The 16,543-nt window shown below is 67.2% G+C and carries 14 protein-coding genes; 2 read left to right on the plus strand and 12 right to left on the minus strand.

Annotated elements, in window-relative coordinates; genetic code table 11:
* Positions 1-77: 77 nt before the first annotated feature.
* Complete coding sequence (locus tag WJ12_RS18070; protein ID WP_059557410.1) at positions 78-878, plus strand: AraC family transcriptional regulator; 801 nt, start codon at positions 78-80, stop codon at positions 876-878.
* Between the two features lie 21 nt (positions 879-899).
* Here WJ12_RS18070 and WJ12_RS18075 read toward each other — a convergent pair whose 3' ends face one another.
* From WJ12_RS18075 to WJ12_RS18095, 5 genes are all read right to left on the minus strand, one after another.
* On the minus strand, positions 900-1,460 hold the full coding sequence (locus tag WJ12_RS18075; protein ID WP_069245758.1) for an OmpA family protein: 561 nt from the start codon (positions 1,458-1,460) through the stop codon (positions 900-902).
* Positions 1,461-1,464: 4 nt separating this feature from the next.
* Positions 1,465-3,075, minus strand: a complete 1,611-nt coding sequence (locus tag WJ12_RS18080) for a C1 family peptidase (RefSeq protein WP_049030028.1) — start codon at positions 3,073-3,075, stop codon at positions 1,465-1,467.
* A gap of 31 nt (positions 3,076-3,106) precedes the next feature.
* Positions 3,107-4,663 carry a caspase family protein gene (locus WJ12_RS18085; RefSeq protein WP_082744677.1) on the minus strand — a complete coding sequence of 519 codons (1,557 nt, stop codon included), beginning with the start codon at positions 4,661-4,663 and terminating at the stop codon, positions 3,107-3,109.
* Between the two features lie 273 nt (positions 4,664-4,936).
* Entirely contained in the window at positions 4,937-5,422 is a 486-nt protein-coding gene (locus WJ12_RS18090; RefSeq protein ID WP_059557420.1) for an anthrone oxygenase family protein, read from the minus strand.
* 2 nt (positions 5,423-5,424) lie between these two features.
* Entirely contained in the window at positions 5,425-6,249 is an 825-nt protein-coding gene (locus WJ12_RS18095) for a Rossmann-fold NAD(P)-binding domain-containing protein (RefSeq protein WP_069245759.1), read from the minus strand.
* A gap of 94 nt (positions 6,250-6,343) precedes the next feature.
* Here WJ12_RS18095 and WJ12_RS18100 point away from each other — a divergent pair, with 94 nt between their 5' ends.
* Complete coding sequence (locus WJ12_RS18100; RefSeq protein WP_059557415.1) at positions 6,344-7,009, plus strand: TetR/AcrR family transcriptional regulator; 666 nt, start codon at positions 6,344-6,346, stop codon at positions 7,007-7,009.
* Positions 7,010-7,071: 62 nt separating this feature from the next.
* On the opposite strand, the gene WJ12_RS18105 is transcribed toward WJ12_RS18100, so the two are convergent.
* The 7 genes from WJ12_RS18105 to WJ12_RS18130 all read right to left on the minus strand — a co-directional run bounded on the left by WJ12_RS18105 (position 7,072) and on the right by WJ12_RS18130 (position 16,356).
* On the minus strand, positions 7,072-7,926 hold the full coding sequence (locus tag WJ12_RS18105; protein WP_059557416.1) for a 3-hydroxybutyryl-CoA dehydrogenase: 855 nt from the start codon (positions 7,924-7,926) through the stop codon (positions 7,072-7,074).
* A gap of 37 nt (positions 7,927-7,963) precedes the next feature.
* Positions 7,964-9,157: a beta-ketothiolase BktB gene (bktB, locus tag WJ12_RS18110; RefSeq protein ID WP_059557418.1), complete on the minus strand. Its 1,194-nt coding sequence runs from the start codon at positions 9,155-9,157 to the stop codon at positions 7,964-7,966.
* Positions 9,158-9,205: 48 nt separating this feature from the next.
* Positions 9,206-10,834, minus strand: coding sequence for an electron transfer flavoprotein-ubiquinone oxidoreductase (locus tag WJ12_RS18115; RefSeq protein ID WP_418219561.1), 1,629 nt, complete (start codon positions 10,832-10,834; stop codon positions 9,206-9,208).
* 81 nt (positions 10,835-10,915) lie between these two features.
* Positions 10,916-12,706 carry an acyl-CoA dehydrogenase gene (locus WJ12_RS18120; protein WP_069245761.1) on the minus strand — a complete coding sequence of 597 codons (1,791 nt, stop codon included), beginning with the start codon at positions 12,704-12,706 and terminating at the stop codon, positions 10,916-10,918.
* A 304-nt stretch (positions 12,707-13,010) separates the two neighbouring features.
* Complete coding sequence (locus WJ12_RS35955; protein ID WP_124670589.1) at positions 13,011-13,199, minus strand: hypothetical protein; 189 nt, start codon at positions 13,197-13,199, stop codon at positions 13,011-13,013.
* Between the two features lie 353 nt (positions 13,200-13,552).
* The gene (locus WJ12_RS18125) at positions 13,553-14,713 is read right to left on the minus strand and encodes an AraC family transcriptional regulator (RefSeq protein WP_059557877.1); all 1,161 of its coding nucleotides are present in this window, start codon (positions 14,711-14,713) and stop codon (positions 13,553-13,555) included.
* Positions 14,714-14,721: 8 nt separating this feature from the next.
* A complete protein-coding gene (locus tag WJ12_RS18130; protein WP_059557879.1) occupies positions 14,722-16,356 on the minus strand; it encodes an AMP-binding protein in 1,635 nt (544 codons plus the stop codon).
* Positions 16,357-16,543 lie beyond the last annotated feature (187 nt).

Raw genomic sequence — 16,543 nt, forward strand, 5'->3', positions numbered from 1 at the left:
TAATATCCTGACAGGGAATCTGGCGTGAATCGGAACGCCATCGTGCCCGTCCGCCCAACTGCCTGTCTCACGCCAAAATGTCAGGACTTATCGCCAATCGGACATTCGAGTCCACCCAGCCCTTCGCGCACCTGCGCTACGAATCGACGCCGATGCCGGTGTCCGCGATGGCGGCGGCCTATACGCACGGCACGTCGATCCCGGCGCACCGGCACCGCCGCGCGCAGCTTCTCTACGCGATCGAAGGGGTGATGCACGTGCAGTCTGAGGGTGCGTCGTGGGTCGTGCCGCCGACGCGCGGCGTGTGGCTCGAAGCCGGCCTCGACCATACGGTGCAGATGAGCGGCGACGTGCAGATGCGCACCGTGTTCGTCGAACCGGGTGCGGTCGAGCACCTGCCCGCGCGCAGTTGCGTCGTGGAAGTGCATCCGCTGCTGCGCGAGCTGATCCTCGCCGCGGTCGAGGTACCGCTCGACTATGCGCCGGGTTCGCGCCACGATCACCTGATGCACCTGCTGCTGGCCGAGGTGACCGTCGCACCGCTGCTGCCGCTGTACCTGCCATGGCCGCACGACGCGCGCCTGCGGACGATCTGCGACACACTCGTCGCCGCGCCCGACGACCTGCGCACGATCGCCGAATGGGCCGACCTGCTCGGGCTGTCGGTGCGCACGCTGCATCGCGCGTTCCGGCGCGAGACGGGGCTCAGCTTCCGCCGCTGGCGCGAGCAGGCGCGGCTGCTGCTCGCGCTCAAGCGTCTGGCGCACGGCGAGAAGGTGGTCACCGTCGCGATGGATCACGGCTACAGCAGCCAGAGCGCGTTCTCCGCGATGTTCAAGCGGCACTTCGGCGTGTCGCCGTCGGCGTTCTATGCGTAGCGCGGGTCGCCCCGGCCCGACTCACTGGCCGCCGTCGAGATTCACGACTTCGACCCGCCGGTTCACGGCCGCACGCGGATGCGCCGGGTCTTTCGGGCGCGCACTGCCCACACCCTCGACTGCGAGCCGCGTGCCGTCGATCCCGAAGGTCGACACGAGGTAGTCCGCAACGGCCTGCGCGCGCCGCCTCGACAGAGAGAGATTCGTGCTCGGGTTGCCAGACGCGTCGGTGTGCCCAACGATCCGGAACCGGGCGTGCGCGAGCGCGTCGTCGCTCAGCGCATGACCGAGGTTGTCGAGCAGCACCCGGCTGCCCGGCGTGAAACGGGCCGACGAGAAATCGAACTGGATCGCGAGGTTCACGGACGGCGGGCCCGGCGTATTATCCTGCGTGCGCACCGGTGCCCGTTCGACGACGATGCCGCGCAAGCTGCGGCTCGCGCCATGCGGCGCAAGCTGACGCACGATTTCGTCGGCAGACGGCCGCATGTCGGCTACATCGCCGGCATGGACAGGCAACGCGGCAAATCCGCCAGCGCACCACAGGCAGGCCGCGATGCGCGCGGCAAGCATCGTCTTCATGCGTTCACTCCTTCGCCACCGTCTTCAAAGGCAACACGGCAACCGCCACTGCGTCGTGCGCGGAGGCCGCCGGATCGGGGTCGAGCAGCGGCATCCGGAATTTCGTCAGGAATTCGCGATCGACCTCCTTGTCGGGCAGTGTGCCCACGACGAGCCGCCGGCGCGACGCGATCACGACGACGATCTCGTCGCCAAAAGGTTTCGCGACGCGATACACGGGCTGACCGTTCCTGCCACCGCCGAACACGAGTCGGCTGCGCGGTGGAACAGGGCGCGGCGACGCGCCTTCCGGCCAGCTCAGATAGACGACTTCGCCGCTCGCCTGCAGGTACGCGACATACAAGTAGCTCGGATAGCCTGGACTCGTCACCTGCAGCGCGAGCGAATCGCCTTCCCGATAGCGCTCGGCCGGGTGTCCGACCGCTTTCACGTCGAGCCCGCCCGCATGGCGCAGCCCCTGGTCGAAACTCAGGTAGACCTCGCATTGCGGCCACGGATGCACGGTCACGCGATTGTCGACGCGCCCTGAATCCGGCATCGCAGCAACGGCCTTCAGCAATGCGTCGAGATCGCCCTGAGAGCCGACGAAGCCCGTTAGCGCCACGCTTCGGTCAGCCGCCACACCGGCGTCAACGCGCGCGCACTGCAGTTTGTCCACGCGGCGCCGGATCGCATCGCGCAGCGCATCAGGCGACACGTTCTGTCGAATCACCGGCGGCACCGGCGGCGGCTCCGGTTCGACATGCGCGGCGGTCAGCAACCGCCGAATCCCGTCCGGGTCGATTTCATCGATGACGAACGGGCCGTTCGACAAGTTCGTGAGCAGCGTTTGGTAGTCGATGCGCAGCAGCCCCTGTTCGCCCCAGTGCTCGCCCCATGAGTTGACGACAGTGAAGGTCTGGCTCGCGTCGTCATAGCCGGCGATGACCATCGCGTGCGCATTCTCCTTCGGCAGCACGTCGCGGAAAACCCCGCCGCGGTATCGCTGCAGCGCGCTCGTGATGTCGCCCGAATAGATCCCGATCACAACCGGCTTGCGCGCGAAGACCGCGCCGCGAATCTTCTCGAGGACGTCGCGGTCATCCTTGTCGATCAGGCTGTAGGTAAGCAGGCGATTGTTGCGCGCGTCGCGCATGCGCAGGTCGTCGGGCAGCGCCGAACACGTCTTCGGGTCGTACGGCAAGCCGTCGAACGTGACGAGGCCGTTGTCGTGAATCGCATCGAGGGCGGCCGTGACCGACGTGCCGCCCTCGCAGCGGCCGCGATGCAGCAGATTGAACAGGTAGGCCGGGCTGAAGGCAACGCGGCGCCGCTCACCGCCCGCCGCGCCCTGCCGTTCGAGCTGCAGGTTGAAGGCGGCACTAAGCGCGTTGTAGCCGGTCGCCCAGGCCGTACAGGAACCCTGCTCGCCCTGCGAGCGCACGAGCGGGAAATAGCGTGTGAAATCCGAGCGCGGCGGCAGGTACGCGCGATAAGCAGGCTGGCGCGGCACGGCCGCGAGCACGGCGGGCGGGTCGTCGACGAGCCCCGTGGCATGACCGGTCTGCGCGGACACGGGCCGCGCGGCGGCCGCAAGCAGAACGCACGCGATGGAGAAGCGGAGGCGACGGCACATGATCGTACTCCCCGGCAGCCGGATACGTGTGTCACGTTTTCGTGAACGACATCAGTTCGCGGCGCTCGCTTGCGGACATGACGCCGTGCCGGTCGTAGTTCACGGTATCGATCGCGACGAAGCGCGGCACCTTGCCCGGGGCGACCCAGTACGTCCGGGCGCGCCGCGACGGCACATACAGCCGCCAGCCGTTCGCCTCGACCCGAAACGCGTCGAAGCGACCGGCCGGCACGTCGATCGTCTCGCGCGCGACCACCCTGCATGTCAGTTCGACGACGTCCACCTTGCCATTCGGAAACGTGTAGTCGAAGCGCGTGATCCATTCCTTGCCGATCGAGTACTCGCTCGCGAACAGCTGGTTGTCGCCAAGCACGCCGCCGTCGGCCTCTCGGCGCGGATTGCCGAGCAGATCGGTCACGAATTTGCCGCCGTTGAATTCGATCCGGTCGCCGACGATACGCGTTACGCGATGCACGAACACCCGCTCGTCCTGATGAAGACGATCGACGAACCGGTAAACGTAACGGTCGCCAAGCGCGATCCTGCCGGCTTCCGCACTGCCCTGGCTGTACGGATTCGCGGATGAGGTCTGAACCCTGATCCGTTGCTCGCCGCTCTCTGCCAGCAGACGATCCAGTTCGATCTGGGCGATTTCGCTGAAATGTCCGTTCGGATGCGCTTTCAGGTACGCGAAGATCGCTTGCGCGGTGCCGGACTGCTGCGCCGCCTGCCAGTCATCGCGATCCTTGCCGAACGCCGCGTCGCGCTCCGCCTGCGTCGGCACATGTGCGTCGGCCGGCGGCACGAAAAAGAAGTCGTCTTCGAGCGACGTGCTCTCCCACGGAATCTGCCGCCCCTGCGAGCGCTGCCGCACGGACAGCCGCACGCGCTTGAACACGTCCTCGATCTGCACGCCCGGGCGCACGATTTCCTTGAGCAGGTTCTCGGTGTAGAGACCGTTTCGGCCATCGCCGTCCGACGCGACATTGCCGGGTGCGGTTGCATACGCGAGCAGCGTGCGTGTCGGCGCGTCCATCTGGCTCAATCCCGATCCCGTCTTGCCCGCCGCACCGAACGGATTATCGCGGCACGCATCGAGAATCACGACACTTGTCGGCGTGTCGGCCTTGCCGAGGCCGTCGAGCAGCGTCGCGACATCGACGGACTGCCGCATCACGTCGTCCGCGCGCGCGAGCCGGACATCGATGGGCAGCAAGTAGTTACGCCAGTCGATCTGTATCCCGTGCCCGGCGAAATAAAACAGCGCAACGGATTGCGTACGCGTGACCTTCGCGCAGAATTCGCCGATCGCGTCGACCATCGACTGGCGCCCTGCATCGAGCCGGCGATCGATCGAAAAACCGAGTCTGCCCAGCACGTCGGCGATCGCGGTTGCATCGTTGACGGGATTGTCGAGCGCCGCGCGCGGATACGCGGCATTGCCGATCACGAGTGCCGCACGCGGCGCATCGCGAAGCGCCGCCTGCACTGCCGGGCCATCGAGCCACGGCAGCGCGGCTAGCGCGGACAAACGGCCGAGCATCACACGACGCCGTGGATCGAATCGTAATTGCGAACCCGGCCGCATGTCTCCTCCCTTCGCCTAGCGAGCGGCCGAGGTCGGCGCGGCAATTCGCGCGAATGGTCTGACGATTCCGTTCACGGCACCTCCCCGGTACATCCCCGACACGCGGTCGGTCGCGTGCCCGATGTTTGTCCACATATCATCCGGGGAAAGCGTATTCCGTTCAAATCGGGTGTTTCGCCAATGCGGCCGGAGCACGATGCTTCAATATCCTGACGATTGACGGCGATACGGTCCCCGTTGCATCGGCCGTGGCGCCTCGCCCGCACTCTGCCGCTACCGCGCCGCAATCCCCGCGATGAAACACACGCACGCAACCGCCGACGCGACCGTGCGCACGTGATTCCACATCGTCCAGTCGCGCAGGTAGCGCGTCCAGAGCGCCGCGCCTTGCGCGGTCGCCGGATCGGCCGCGGCGAGCGCGTCGTTGAGCGGCACGTTGACGACCATCGTCACCGCGAACATGCCGAATACATAGAGCACGCCACCCGCGACCGCCGCCATCGCGCCCGGCTGGCCGCGATCGAACAGCGCGATCACGACGAGTGCGAGCGCCATCAGCGTCGTGCCGAGGAACAGCGGCATGAACGGCGAGCGCACGATGTCCACGTTGATCGCGTTCATCGCGGCCGCGCCGGCCTGTGGCGCGAGCCGCCCGAGCGACGTCATCACGAACGTCGAGAACGCGAAGTACACGCCGGCCATCAGCCCGCAGCCGATGGCCGAACCCCACAGCAACGCGGCAGTCACGAACGCGATCATGATCAGGCGCTCCACACGCCGGTTGCGGCCGTCGCCCGCGCGTAGTCGGCGAAATCGCGCGCCGGCCGCCCGAGCGTCTCCTCGATGCCATGCGCCACCGCGCTGTTGCGCCCGTCGAGCACCACGCGGAACAGATCGTCGAGCAACGCGACGACCGGCTCCGGCACCCCGACCTCGTGCAGTTCGGCGACGAACGCGCCGTGTGAAATCTCGCGATAGGTAACCGGCCGGCCGGCGGCGCGCGCGATTTCGCCGACGGCTTCGGCAAACGTCAGCGCGCGCGGGCCCGTGACTTCGATCACGCGGTCAGCGAACCGCACGTCGGTGAGCGCCGCCACGACCACGTCGGCGATGTCGTCCGCATCGACGAACGGCTCGCGCACGGCGCCGGCCGGCAGCGCGACTTCACCGGCCAGCACGCCGTCGAGCAGATAACCTTCCGAGAAGTTCTGGTTGAACCAGCTTGCCCGCGCGACACCCCAGCCGATGCCAGATGCCTGCAATGCAGCCTCGGTCGCTTGCGCGCCGGGCTCGCCGCGCCCGGACAGCAGCACGACGCGCGCGACGCCGCGTTCCCGCGCGAGCCGCGCAAAGGCCGCGATCGCTTCCACAGCGCCTTCAACGGACAGGTCGGGCTGGTAGGTCACATATGCAGCCGACACGCCCTCAAGCGCGGCCGGCCAGGTCGCCGGCGCCGTCCAGTCGAAGCGGACGGCCGACGTGCGCGATACGGGCCGCGTCGCGATGCCGCGCGCGCGCAGCCGTGCATCGACGCGGGCGCCCGTCTTGCCCGAACCGCCGACGACGAGGATGGGAAGTGCCGACATGTGCGTCTCCTTTGACCAAAATGCGAGAATTTCTCGCGTTTTAAAAACACGATAGACTCTCGCATTAGCAACGTCAAGTTTTTCCGGAGGCGGCATGGGCCGACAAAAATCGGGGCAAACCACCGAGCCCGAAGCGGCGGCAGCGGACGCACCGGCGCGTGCACGGCTCGTCCCGACGCAGCAGCGCAGCCGCGAGCGGTTCGAGCGCATCCTGGCGTGCGCGTCGGAAGTGATGATCGAGAAGGGGTGCGACGCGTTCCGGATGAGCGACATCGTCGAACGCACGGGCATCTCGTTCGGTTCGCTGTATCAGTACTTTCCGGACAAGGCGGCCGTGATCGGCACGCTCGCGGAGCGCTACAACGCGGCCGGGCATGAATGCGTGCGGCGCGACCTCGCGACGCTGAAGACGCTGGGCGACCTGCACGACACGCTCGCGCGCATCACGGACAGCTACTACCGGATGTTCGTCGACGAGCCGCTGATGCGCGACATCTGGCGCGCGACGCAGGCCGACCGCGCGCTGCAGGCGCTCGACCGGGCGGACGGCGAGTTCCTGGCCGGCCTGCTCGCGGACGCGTTGGGAGAAGTGGCGCGCGACACGACACACGCACAGCGGAGCGCGTTCGCCGAGCTGATGATGATCCAGATCGCGGCGGCCGTGCGTCACGCGATCACGCTGCCGCCGAAGGCCGCGCGGCAGATCCTCACGATGTTCAAGCACACGCTGCCGCGCGATCTGGCGGTGCTCGACGCGTAACCGCGCCGCTCAATGCACACGGCCGCCCGAAGGCGGCCGCGCGAAGTGGCATGACGTGCCGCTTACTTGCTGTAGTCGTACACCCCGCGCCCGGTCTTGCGCCCGAGCCGCCCTGCCGACACCATTTCGCGCAGCAGCGGGCATGCGCGATACTTGGGATCGCCGAAATCCTTCAGGAACACGTCCATCACCGCGAGGCACACGTCGAGGCCCACGAGGTCGGCCAGCGCGAGCGGCCCGATCGGGTGGTTCGCGCCGAGCTTCATCCCCGCGTCGATCTCCTCGGCCGACGCGATACCTTCGGCCAGCACGAAGAACGCTTCGTTGATCATCGGCACGAGAATGCGGTTCACGACGAAGCCCGGTGAGTTGCGCACGCCGATCGGCGACTTGTCGAAACGCTCGGTCAGCGCGCGTACGGCCACCGCGGTCGCGTCGCTCGTCTGCAGCCCGCGGATGATCTCGACGAGCGGCATAAGCGGCACCGGGTTGAAGAAGTGCATGCCGAGAAAACGTGACGGATCGGCAAGGCGCGCCGCGAGCGCGGTGATCGAGATCGACGACGTGTTGGTCGCGATGATCGCATCGGGCCGCGCGACGGCCTCGATCTGCGCCAGGATGCGGCCCTTCAGCTCGACGTTCTCGGTCGCGGCTTCGATCACGATGTCGACCGATGCGAGCTTCGCGTAGTCGGTCGACGTCGTGATGCGCGCCAGCGCCGCGTCGCGTGCGGCCGCGTCGAGCTTGTCCTTCGACACGAGCCGTTCGAGGCTGCCCTTCAGCGTCGCGACGCCCTTGTCGAGCGCGGCGTCGCTGACGTCGATCATCACGACGTTGAGTCCCGCAACGGCCGCGGTCTGCGCAATGCCGTTACCCATGGTTCCGGCGCCCACGACGCCGACGATTTCGATGGCCATGTAGTTCCTGTGTGTTCGGGTGCTGAGGGTTCGATTATCAGATGTTCTCGAAGATCGCAGCAATACCCTGGCCGCCGCCGATACACATCGTCACGAGCGCGTAACGCCCGCCGATGCGCTTCAGTTCGTACAGCGCCTTCACCGTGATCAGCGCACCGGTCGCGCCGATCGGGTGACCGAGCGAGATGCCCGAGCCGTTCGGGTTGACCTTCGCGGGATCGAGGCCGAGTTCCTGCGTGACCGCGCAGGCCTGCGCGGCAAACGCCTCGTTCGCCTCGATCACGTCGAGATCGGTGATCTTCAGGCCCGCGCGTTCGAGCGCCTTGCGCGTGGCCGGCACCGGGCCGATGCCCATGTAGGCCGGATCGACGCCCGCGTGCGCATACGCGACGAGGCGGGCCAGCGGCTTCACGCCCTGCGTGCGCGCGGCATCCGCGCTCATCATCAGCACGGCCGCGGCTGCATCGTTGATGCCCGATGCGTTGCCGGCCGTCACGGTGCCGTTCTCCTTCGCGAACACCGGCTTGAGCTTCGTGAAATCGTCCGCGCTCGCGTCGTGACGCACGTGCTCGTCGGTATCGAACGCCACCTCGCCCTTCTTCGTACGGATCGAGATCGGCAGGATCTGGTCCTTGAAGCGCCCTTCCGCGATCGCGCGCGCCGCGCGACGATGCGATTCGAGCGCCAGCGCATCCTGCGCGTCGCGCGAGATGTCGTATTGCTTCGCGACGTTCTCGGCCGTCACGCCCATGTGGATCGTCTGGAACGGATCGTGCAGCGCGCCGAGCATCATGTCGACGAGCTTGCCGTCGCCCATGCGCTGGCCGAAACGCGCGGCCGGCACCGTGTACGGCGCGCGGCTCATGCTCTCCGAGCCGCCGCCGATCGCGACATCGGCATCGCCCAGCATGATCGTCTGCGCGGCCGACACGATCGCCTGCAGGCCGGAGCCGCACAGACGGTTCACGGTCAGTGCCGGCGCGTGCTGCGCGACCCCGCCGTTGATCGCCGCGACGCGCGCGAGATACATGTCCTTCGGCTCGGTGTTCACGACGTGGCCGAACACGACATGGCCGACCGCTTCGCCCGACACGTTCGCGCGCGACAGCACTTCGGCCACCACCTTCGCGCCGAGATCGGTCGGCGAGAAATCCTTCAGGCTGCCGCCGAAATCACCGATCGCGGTACGAACACCGCTCACCACCACGACTTCCTTCGCTGCATTGCTCATCGTCTCACTCCGGTTCGTTCGCGCCCGCGGGCGCGGGGATGCGTTGCGTTACATGTTCGGGTAGTTCGGCCCGCCGCCGCCTTCGGGCGTGACCCACACGATGTTCTGCGTCGGGTCCTTGATGTCGCAGGTCTTGCAGTGCACGCAGTTCTGCGCGTTGATCACGAGGCGATCGCTGCCGTCGTCGTGCTTCACGAACTCGTACACCGCCGCCGGGCAGAAACGCCCCTCCGGTCCCGCGTACGTGCGCAGGTTCACGTTCACCGGCACGCTCGCATCCTTCAGCGTCAGGTGCGCCGGCTGGTTCTCCTCGTGGTTCGTGTTCGAGATGAACACCGACGACAGCCGGTCGAACGTCAGCTTGCCGTCCGGCTTCGGGTATTCGATCGGCTCGCACTGCGACGCCGGCTTCAGCATCTCGTGATCCGCATGCTTGTGGTGCAGCGTCCACGGCACGTTGCCGCCCATCACCTTCTGCTCGAGCCCGACCATCAGCGTGCCCAGGTACAGGCCCTTGGCCATCCACTGCTTGAAGTTGCGCGCGCGGTACAGCTCCGTGTACAGCCACGACTGCTTGAACGCGTCCGGGTACGCGTTCAACTCGTCCGACTGGCGGCCGGCCTGCACCGCGTCGAACGCCGCGTCCGCCGCCAGCATGCCGGTCTTGATCGCCGCGTGGCTGCCCTTGATCCGCGATGCGTTCAGGAAGCCCGCGTCGTCGCCGATCAGCGCGCCGCCCGGGAACACCGTCTTCGGCAGCGACAGCAGGCCGCCGGCCGTGATCGCGCGCGCGCCGTACGACACGCGCTTGCCGCCTTCGAGGAACGCGCGGATCGACGGATGCGTCTTGTAGCGCTGGAATTCCTCGAACGGCGACAGATACGGGTTCGTGTAGCCCAGGCCCACCACGAAGCCGACCATGACCTGGTTGTTGTCCATGTGATACAGGAACGAGCCGCCGTAGGTGTCGGACTTCAGCGGCCAGCCGGCCGTGTGGATCACGAGGCCCGGCTTGTGCTTGGCCGGATCGATTTCCCACAGCTCCTTGATGCCGATCCCGTACGCCTGCGGATCCGCGTTCGCGTCGAGCTTGTACTTCGCGATCAGTTGCCGTCCCAGATGGCCGCGGCAGCCTTCGGCGAACAGCGTGTACTTCGCGTGCAGCTCCATGCCGAGCTGGAAGTTCTCGGTCGGCTCGCCGTCCTTGCCCACGCCCATGTTGCCGGTGGCGACGCCCTTCACGGAACCGTCGTCGTTGTAGAGGATCTCGGCGGCCGGGAAGCCGGGGAAGATCTCGACGCCCAGCGCTTCGGCCTGCTGGCCCAGCCAGCGCGTGACGTTGCCCAGCGAGATCACGTAGTTGCCGTGGTTCTTGAAGTTGTCGGGCAGCGCCCAGTTGGGCGTGGTGACCGCGCTGCTCTCAGACAGGAACAGGAAGCGGTCTTCCGTCACCTCGACGTCGAGCGGCGCGCCGCGCTCCTTCCAGTCGGGGAACAGTTCGGTGATCGCGCGCGGGTCCATCACCGCGCCCGACAGGATGTGCGCGCCGATCTCGGAACCCTTCTCGAGCACGCACACGCCGATCTCGGTGCCTTTCTCGGCGGCCAGCTGCTTGAGCCGGATCGCCGCCGACAGCCCGGCGGGGCCGCCGCCGACGATCACAACGTCGTATTCCATCGATTCGCGCGGGCCGTATTGCGCGAGCAAGTCCTGTGTGGTCAAAATCCTGTCTCCTCCTGCGTCCCGACCGTCAACCGGTCAGAACTGGTCTTCCGTCAACGCGAGCACGCTCTCGTTGCCCTTCGCGCCGACGATCGACGCCTCGAGCGCGCCGGCCTGCACGAGAATATGCTCCGCATAACATTGCGCGATCGCGATCTTCGCATCGAAGAACGCCGGGTCGCTCGCGCGGTTCGCCTGCGCCGCCACCAGCGCGCGCGCCATCTGCCACCCGCACAGCACCACGCCCGCCAGCTTCAGGTACGGCACGCTCCCCGCGAACACCGCGTTCGGGTCCTGCTTCACGTTCGCCACCACGTAATCCACCGCCGATGCCAGCGCGCGGGCACCTTTCTCCAGCTGTACCTTCATCGACGCGGCCGCCGCACCGTCCAGCTTGCCCAGCGCCGCCACCGTGGCGTCGATCTCCGCGAGCAGCCCCTTCGCCACCGCGCCCCCGTCGCGCATCGTCTTGCGGCCCACCAGGTCGTTCGCCTGGATCGCCGTCGTCCCTTCGTAGATCGCCAGGATCCGCGCATCGCGGTAGTACTGCGCCGCGCCCGTCTCCTCGATGAAGCCCATCCCGCCGTGCACCTGCACGCCCAGGCTCGCCACGTCGTTCACCATCTCCGTGCTCCAGCCCTTCACCACCGGCACCAGATACTCGTAGATCGCCTGATGACGCGCTCGCGTCGCCTCGTCCGCATGGCGATGGGCCATGTCGCTGTGCGACGCCGCCACGTACGCCAGCGCCCGCGTGCCTTCGGTCAGCGCGCGCATCGTGCCGAGCATCCGCCGCACGTCCGGGTGATGGATGATCGTCACCGACTGCCTGGCCGAGCCGTCCACCGGGCGGCTCTGCACGCGCTCCTTCGCGAATGCCGCCGCCTTCTGGTATGCGCGGTCCGCCACGCCGATCCCCTGCATCCCGACGCCGAAGCGCGCCGCGTTCATCATGATGAACATGTATTCGAGGCCGCGGTTCTCCTCGCCCACGAGGTAACCGATCGCCCCGCCGTGATCGCCGTACTGCAGCACCGCCGTCGGGCTCGCCTTGATCCCGAGCTTGTGCTCGATCGACACGCAGTGCACGTCGTTGCGCGCGCCCAGCGACCCGTCCGCGTTGACCATGAACTTCGGCACGATGAACAGCGAGATGCCCTTCACGCCTTCCGGCGCGTTCGGCGTGCGCGCCAGCACCAGGTGGACGATGTTGTCCGCCATGTCGTGCTCGCCCCACGTGATGAAGATCTTCGTGCCGAACACCTTGTACGTGCCGTCGCCCTGCGGCTCGGCGCGCGAGCGCACCAGCGCGAGGTCGGAGCCCGCCTGCGGCTCGGTCAGGTTCATCGTGCCGGTCCATTCGCCGGAGATCAGCTTCGGCACGTAGCGCTGCTTCTGCTCGTCGGTGCCGGCCGTCAGCAGCGCCTCGATCGCGCCGTCGGTGAGCAACGGACACAGCGCGAACGACAGGTTCGCGGCGTTCAGCATCTCGATGCACGGCGTCGCGATCAGCTTCGGCAGCCCCTGGCCATCGTACTCGGCCGGATGCTGCAGCCCCTGCCAGCCGCCTTCGACGAACTGGCGGAACGCGTCGCCGAAGCCGGGCGTCGCGCTCACCACACCGTCCTTCCAGCTGCTCGGGTGGCGGTCGCCCTCGACGTTCAGCGGCGCCAGCACCTCGCCGCAGAACTTCGCGGACTCCTCGAGCACGGCCTGCGCCGTGTCGTAACCGGCATCCTCGAAGCCCGGCAACTGCGCGACGGCGTCGATGCCCGCGAGTTCCTTCAGCACGAACAGCATGTCCTTGACGGGGGCGTTATAGCTCATGGTCGATGTTCCAATCAGGCGGTGAATGAGGCGCGATCGGGCGGGCGGATACGGCAGAACCGGCCAGACCCGGGCGACGTGACGACCCATCGTAATGCCGCCGTCGCCGATTCTCATTGTCATATCCGGCCCACATAGTGACAAAACCGGCCACGGGATGGGGAGGTGTGGCCGGGAACGGTCGGCTGGACACGGGTTTGGCGGGAAGGCGTTTCAGGGATTCGGCCTGCGTTCGACAGTACACCCGACCTGAGAAATCAGCTGCTGCGTGTACCATACCTCTCAAATCGCACATCCCGACCGATCAAACATCACGCAAATAGAAAATGACCATGACCGATGCAGTGATTCGAGCCGGGGCATTGGCTGCAGTATTACTTGCGGCAAATCGAATCAGGCAAAAAGGGACAGCCTCCCGACCGCCTGTCAAGTCAAAATCGGCCGCGGCGCAGCGCGTGGCAGCCACCGCAGTGTCGGCAGTCATCTTGCTCATTTACCTCTACGCCATGCGCCACTATCTGGCGGCACTCTTTCGCCGTTAAGTCCCCATAGAAAAGCGAATACGAGGTGATGACGCCGTCGGTCAGTCCGCACCACGCTTCTTCGACATCCATTCTCGCAAACGCACGTTTGGCTTGACGAAAACAAGGCCGCGCCGGTTCGATATTCGATTCGACTGCCGTCCGGCGCATGGACACCCTTCGGGCGCGTGGCGGTGCGCTGCAGTGAGTCAAATCGCGTTTTGCCTTCGCAAATGCCCACGTCATAAAGGGAGCCGGCTATGGGACCAACCGATGGCAGCCGGTTATGGGAGCCGCCCGCGAAATCCGGCTGCCCCCGCACGTATCAGGCCTGCCGCCGGTAAGTCCCCGGCGTGCTCCCCGTCCAGTGCCGGAACGCGCGATGGAACGCGCTCGGATCGTCGAAACCGATATCGGCGCCGATCGCCGCGATCGTGTCCGGCGTGTCAGTCAGCCGCTGGATCGCGATGTCGCGCCGCAACTCGTCCTTCAGCACCTGGAACGTCGTCCCTTCGGCAGCAAGGTGACGGCTCAGCGTGCGCACCGAACAATGCAGGTGCTCGGCCGCCTGCTCGATCACGGGCAGGTCGGGCAGCGCCGCCGACAGGTACTGCCGCACGCGATGGCACACGAGCTGTTCGCTGAACGTTTCGAAGATCCAGTCTCCGGGCGCACGCGCGAGAAACTTGCGCAGGTTGCGCTTGCTCTGCCGGATCGGTGCGTCGAGGTAGTCGGCACTGAAGCGCATCAGCGTGCGCTCGCGGTCGAACTTCACGGAGCCGGTGAAGAAATACAGGTGCTCGACCGCGTGGCGCGGCCGCGGGCACGCGAACTCGATCTGCAACAGCGGGATCTTCTGCCCGATCAGCCAGGAACACACGCCGTGCACGAGCTTGAGCATCAGCTCCTGGCCGAGCGCGCCGATCGGGCCGATCGCGTCGTTCGGGCGCAGCAGCACCTGCGCGACGAGGCCGTCGCGCTTCGATTCGACGAAGAAGTCGTCGAGCAGGATATGGAAGAATTGCCCGAAACGATGCAGCGCCGTTTCGAGGTTGCGCGCATCGAGCAGGCTCAGGCACAGGTACTTCAGCGTGCCGCCGCGCAGCGGGCGCGAGAAGATGCCGGGCATCTCGTCGTCGAGGTCGATCGCGAGCGTGCGGTACAGCGTCGAGAACTGCTCCTCCGTCACGCGCGCATGCGGCTCGCCAAGCAGCTCGAGCGGGATGCCGGCGCCGCGCAGGTAGCGCTCGACCACGTCGCGCTGCGCGCCCGCACTTGCCAGGAAGCCGTTGACGAGCGAGATCGGCACCGTCGCGCTCGGCGACGGCAGCGCATGCCCGGGCCGGGCGGAAAGTGAGTCAGAACCGGTCATCGCGTCCCCGTCGGTCGAACCGCTCGCATTGTACTTGAGCGGCCCGCGCCGGGCCTTCGGGGCCCTCGCGGTCTTCGACGCGCGGGGCCGCGCCGCGGCGGCAGCGCGGCGCATCGTCGCCGTCAGTCGATACGGCTCAGTTCCCGCCGCAGGATCTTGCCGACCGTCGACTTCGGCAGCCGGTCGACGAAGCGGACGATCTTCGGCACCTTGTACGCCGCCAGGCTCGCGCGGCAATGCGCGACGAGTTGTGCCTCGCTCACGTCGGTATCCGGCAAGCGCACCACGAACAGCTTGACGGCCTCGCCCGTGCGCGGATCCGGCACGCCGATGCATGCGCATTCGGCGACGCCCGGCAGCGCGGTCGCGACCGCTTCCACTTCGTTCGGGTACACGTTGAAACCCGACACGATGATCATGTCCTTCTTGCGGTCGACGATCCGCAGGAAGCCGGCCTCGTCGAACACGCCGACGTCGCCGGTACGGAAATAACCGTCCGCGGTGAACGCGGCCGCGTTCGCGTCCGGCTTCTGCCAGTAGCCGCTCATCACCTGCGGCCCCTTCACGCAGATCTCGCCCGCTTCGCCGATCGCCACCTCGCGGTCCTGGTCGTCGAGGAGCTTCACGTCGGTCGACGGCAGCGGCAGGCCCGTGGTGCCCGTGAAGGCATCGATCGACTGCGGGTTGAACGACACGACCGGCGACGTTTCGGACAGCCCGTAACCCTCGCGGATGAAATTACCCGTCACGGCCTTCCAGCGCGACGAGATCACGTCGATCACCGCCGCGCCGCCGCCGGCCGACAGCTTCAGCCGCGACCAGTCGACTTCCTTCAGCCGCGGATGGCCGGCGAGCCCCGCGTACAGCGTGTTCACGCCGACGAACACCGTCGGCCGCGCGGCCTTCAGCACGTCGATGAACCCGTCCATGTCGCGCGGATTCGCGACGAGCCAGTTCTGTGCGCCGATCGCGAAGTAGGACAGGAAGTTCACCGTCAGCGCGAAGATGTGATACAGCGGGATCGCCGTGACGACGACCTCTTCGCCCGGCGCCCGCGCGGCCGGCACGATCGCCGCGAACTGTTCGATGTTCGCGACGAGGTTGCGGTGCGACAGCGCCGCGCCCTTCGACAGGCCGGTCGTGCCGCCGGTGTATTGCAGCAGCAGCAGGTCCGCGCCGCCGAGCGCGACCGGCGCGTATGCGAGCGCTTCACCCGCGGCAATCGCGTCCGCGAGCGCGATCGAGCCGGGCGGCAGCGCGTCGCACGTGCCAGCCGGCGCATCGACGACGCCGAGATCGCCGCGCCCCACGCTCAGCACGGTGCGCACGCGCGTGGCGCCGACCACGTCGGCGAACGTGCCCATCGAGCCGCCGCAGACGACGGCCACCTCGACGCCCGCGTCGTCGAGCTGATGCTCGAGCTCGCGCGCGGTGTAGTGCGGGTTCACGTTGACCTGGACCGCGCCGATCTTCGCGACGGCGACGAACACAACCGGAAACGCGAGCACGTTCGGCAGCATCACGGCCACGCGATCGCCCTTGCGCACGCCGACGACCTGTTGCAGATAGGCGGCCAGCGCGGTCGACAGGCGGTCGACGTCGGCATAGGTGAGCGTGCGGCCGTACGCATGGAACGCCGGGCGATCGGCAAAGCGGCGCATCGCGTCGTCCAGCAGCGCGCTGACGGAAGCGTGGCGATCGGCGTCGATCTCGGCGGGGATCGAGCCATACGACCCGGTCCAGTGTCTCTTCGTCATGTCTCACTCCTCGGCTCGGGGGACGGTGTGCACCCGGCGCACCGTTCGCACGGCGGCCTGCACGCCGAAAGGACGCGGGCCGTCGCCTGACCGGCGACTATCGCCCGCGCGACGCGCTTTGCAAATGATCCGGGCGGCCGAAAAGATGATCGAAACGGACATGCGGGCAGGCGCACTTGTCCAGACA

Origin of the sequence: Burkholderia seminalis (assembly GCF_001718535.1) — a bacterium.
Classification (GTDB): domain Bacteria; phylum Pseudomonadota; class Gammaproteobacteria; order Burkholderiales; family Burkholderiaceae; genus Burkholderia; species Burkholderia seminalis.

What these genes read in the sequence shown, in the direction of transcription:
- WJ12_RS18115 (WP_418219561.1), bottom strand. Translation starts at nt 10,834, where the DNA reads ATGGAATACGACGTTGTGATCGTCGGCGGCGGCCCCGCCGGGCTGTCG.
- WJ12_RS18100 (WP_059557415.1), top strand. Translation starts at nt 6,344, where the DNA reads ATGGGCCGACAAAAATCGGGGCAAACCACCGAGCCCGAAGCGGCGGCA.
- WJ12_RS18105 (WP_059557416.1), bottom strand. Translation starts at nt 7,926, where the DNA reads ATGGCCATCGAAATCGTCGGCGTCGTGGGCGCCGGAACCATGGGTAAC.
- WJ12_RS18130 (WP_059557879.1), bottom strand. Translation starts at nt 16,356, where the DNA reads ATGACGAAGAGACACTGGACCGGGTCGTATGGCTCGATCCCCGCCGAG.
- WJ12_RS18095 (WP_069245759.1), bottom strand. Translation starts at nt 6,249, where the DNA reads ATGTCGGCACTTCCCATCCTCGTCGTCGGCGGTTCGGGCAAGACGGGC.
- WJ12_RS18125 (WP_059557877.1), bottom strand. Translation starts at nt 14,713, where the DNA reads ATGCGCCGCGCTGCCGCCGCGGCGCGGCCCCGCGCGTCGAAGACCGCG.
- WJ12_RS35955 (WP_124670589.1), bottom strand. Translation starts at nt 13,199, where the DNA reads ATGAGCAAGATGACTGCCGACACTGCGGTGGCTGCCACGCGCTGCGCC.
- bktB (WP_059557418.1), bottom strand. Translation starts at nt 9,157, where the DNA reads ATGAGCAATGCAGCGAAGGAAGTCGTGGTGGTGAGCGGTGTTCGTACC.
- WJ12_RS18070 (WP_059557410.1), top strand. Translation starts at nt 78, where the DNA reads ATGTCAGGACTTATCGCCAATCGGACATTCGAGTCCACCCAGCCCTTC.
- WJ12_RS18075 (WP_069245758.1), bottom strand. Translation starts at nt 1,460, where the DNA reads ATGAAGACGATGCTTGCCGCGCGCATCGCGGCCTGCCTGTGGTGCGCT.
- WJ12_RS18085 (WP_082744677.1), bottom strand. Translation starts at nt 4,663, where the DNA reads ATGCGGCCGGGTTCGCAATTACGATTCGATCCACGGCGTCGTGTGATG.
- WJ12_RS18090 (WP_059557420.1), bottom strand. Translation starts at nt 5,422, where the DNA reads ATGATCGCGTTCGTGACTGCCGCGTTGCTGTGGGGTTCGGCCATCGGC.
- WJ12_RS18080 (WP_049030028.1), bottom strand. Translation starts at nt 3,075, where the DNA reads ATGTGCCGTCGCCTCCGCTTCTCCATCGCGTGCGTTCTGCTTGCGGCC.
- WJ12_RS18120 (WP_069245761.1), bottom strand. Translation starts at nt 12,706, where the DNA reads ATGAGCTATAACGCCCCCGTCAAGGACATGCTGTTCGTGCTGAAGGAA.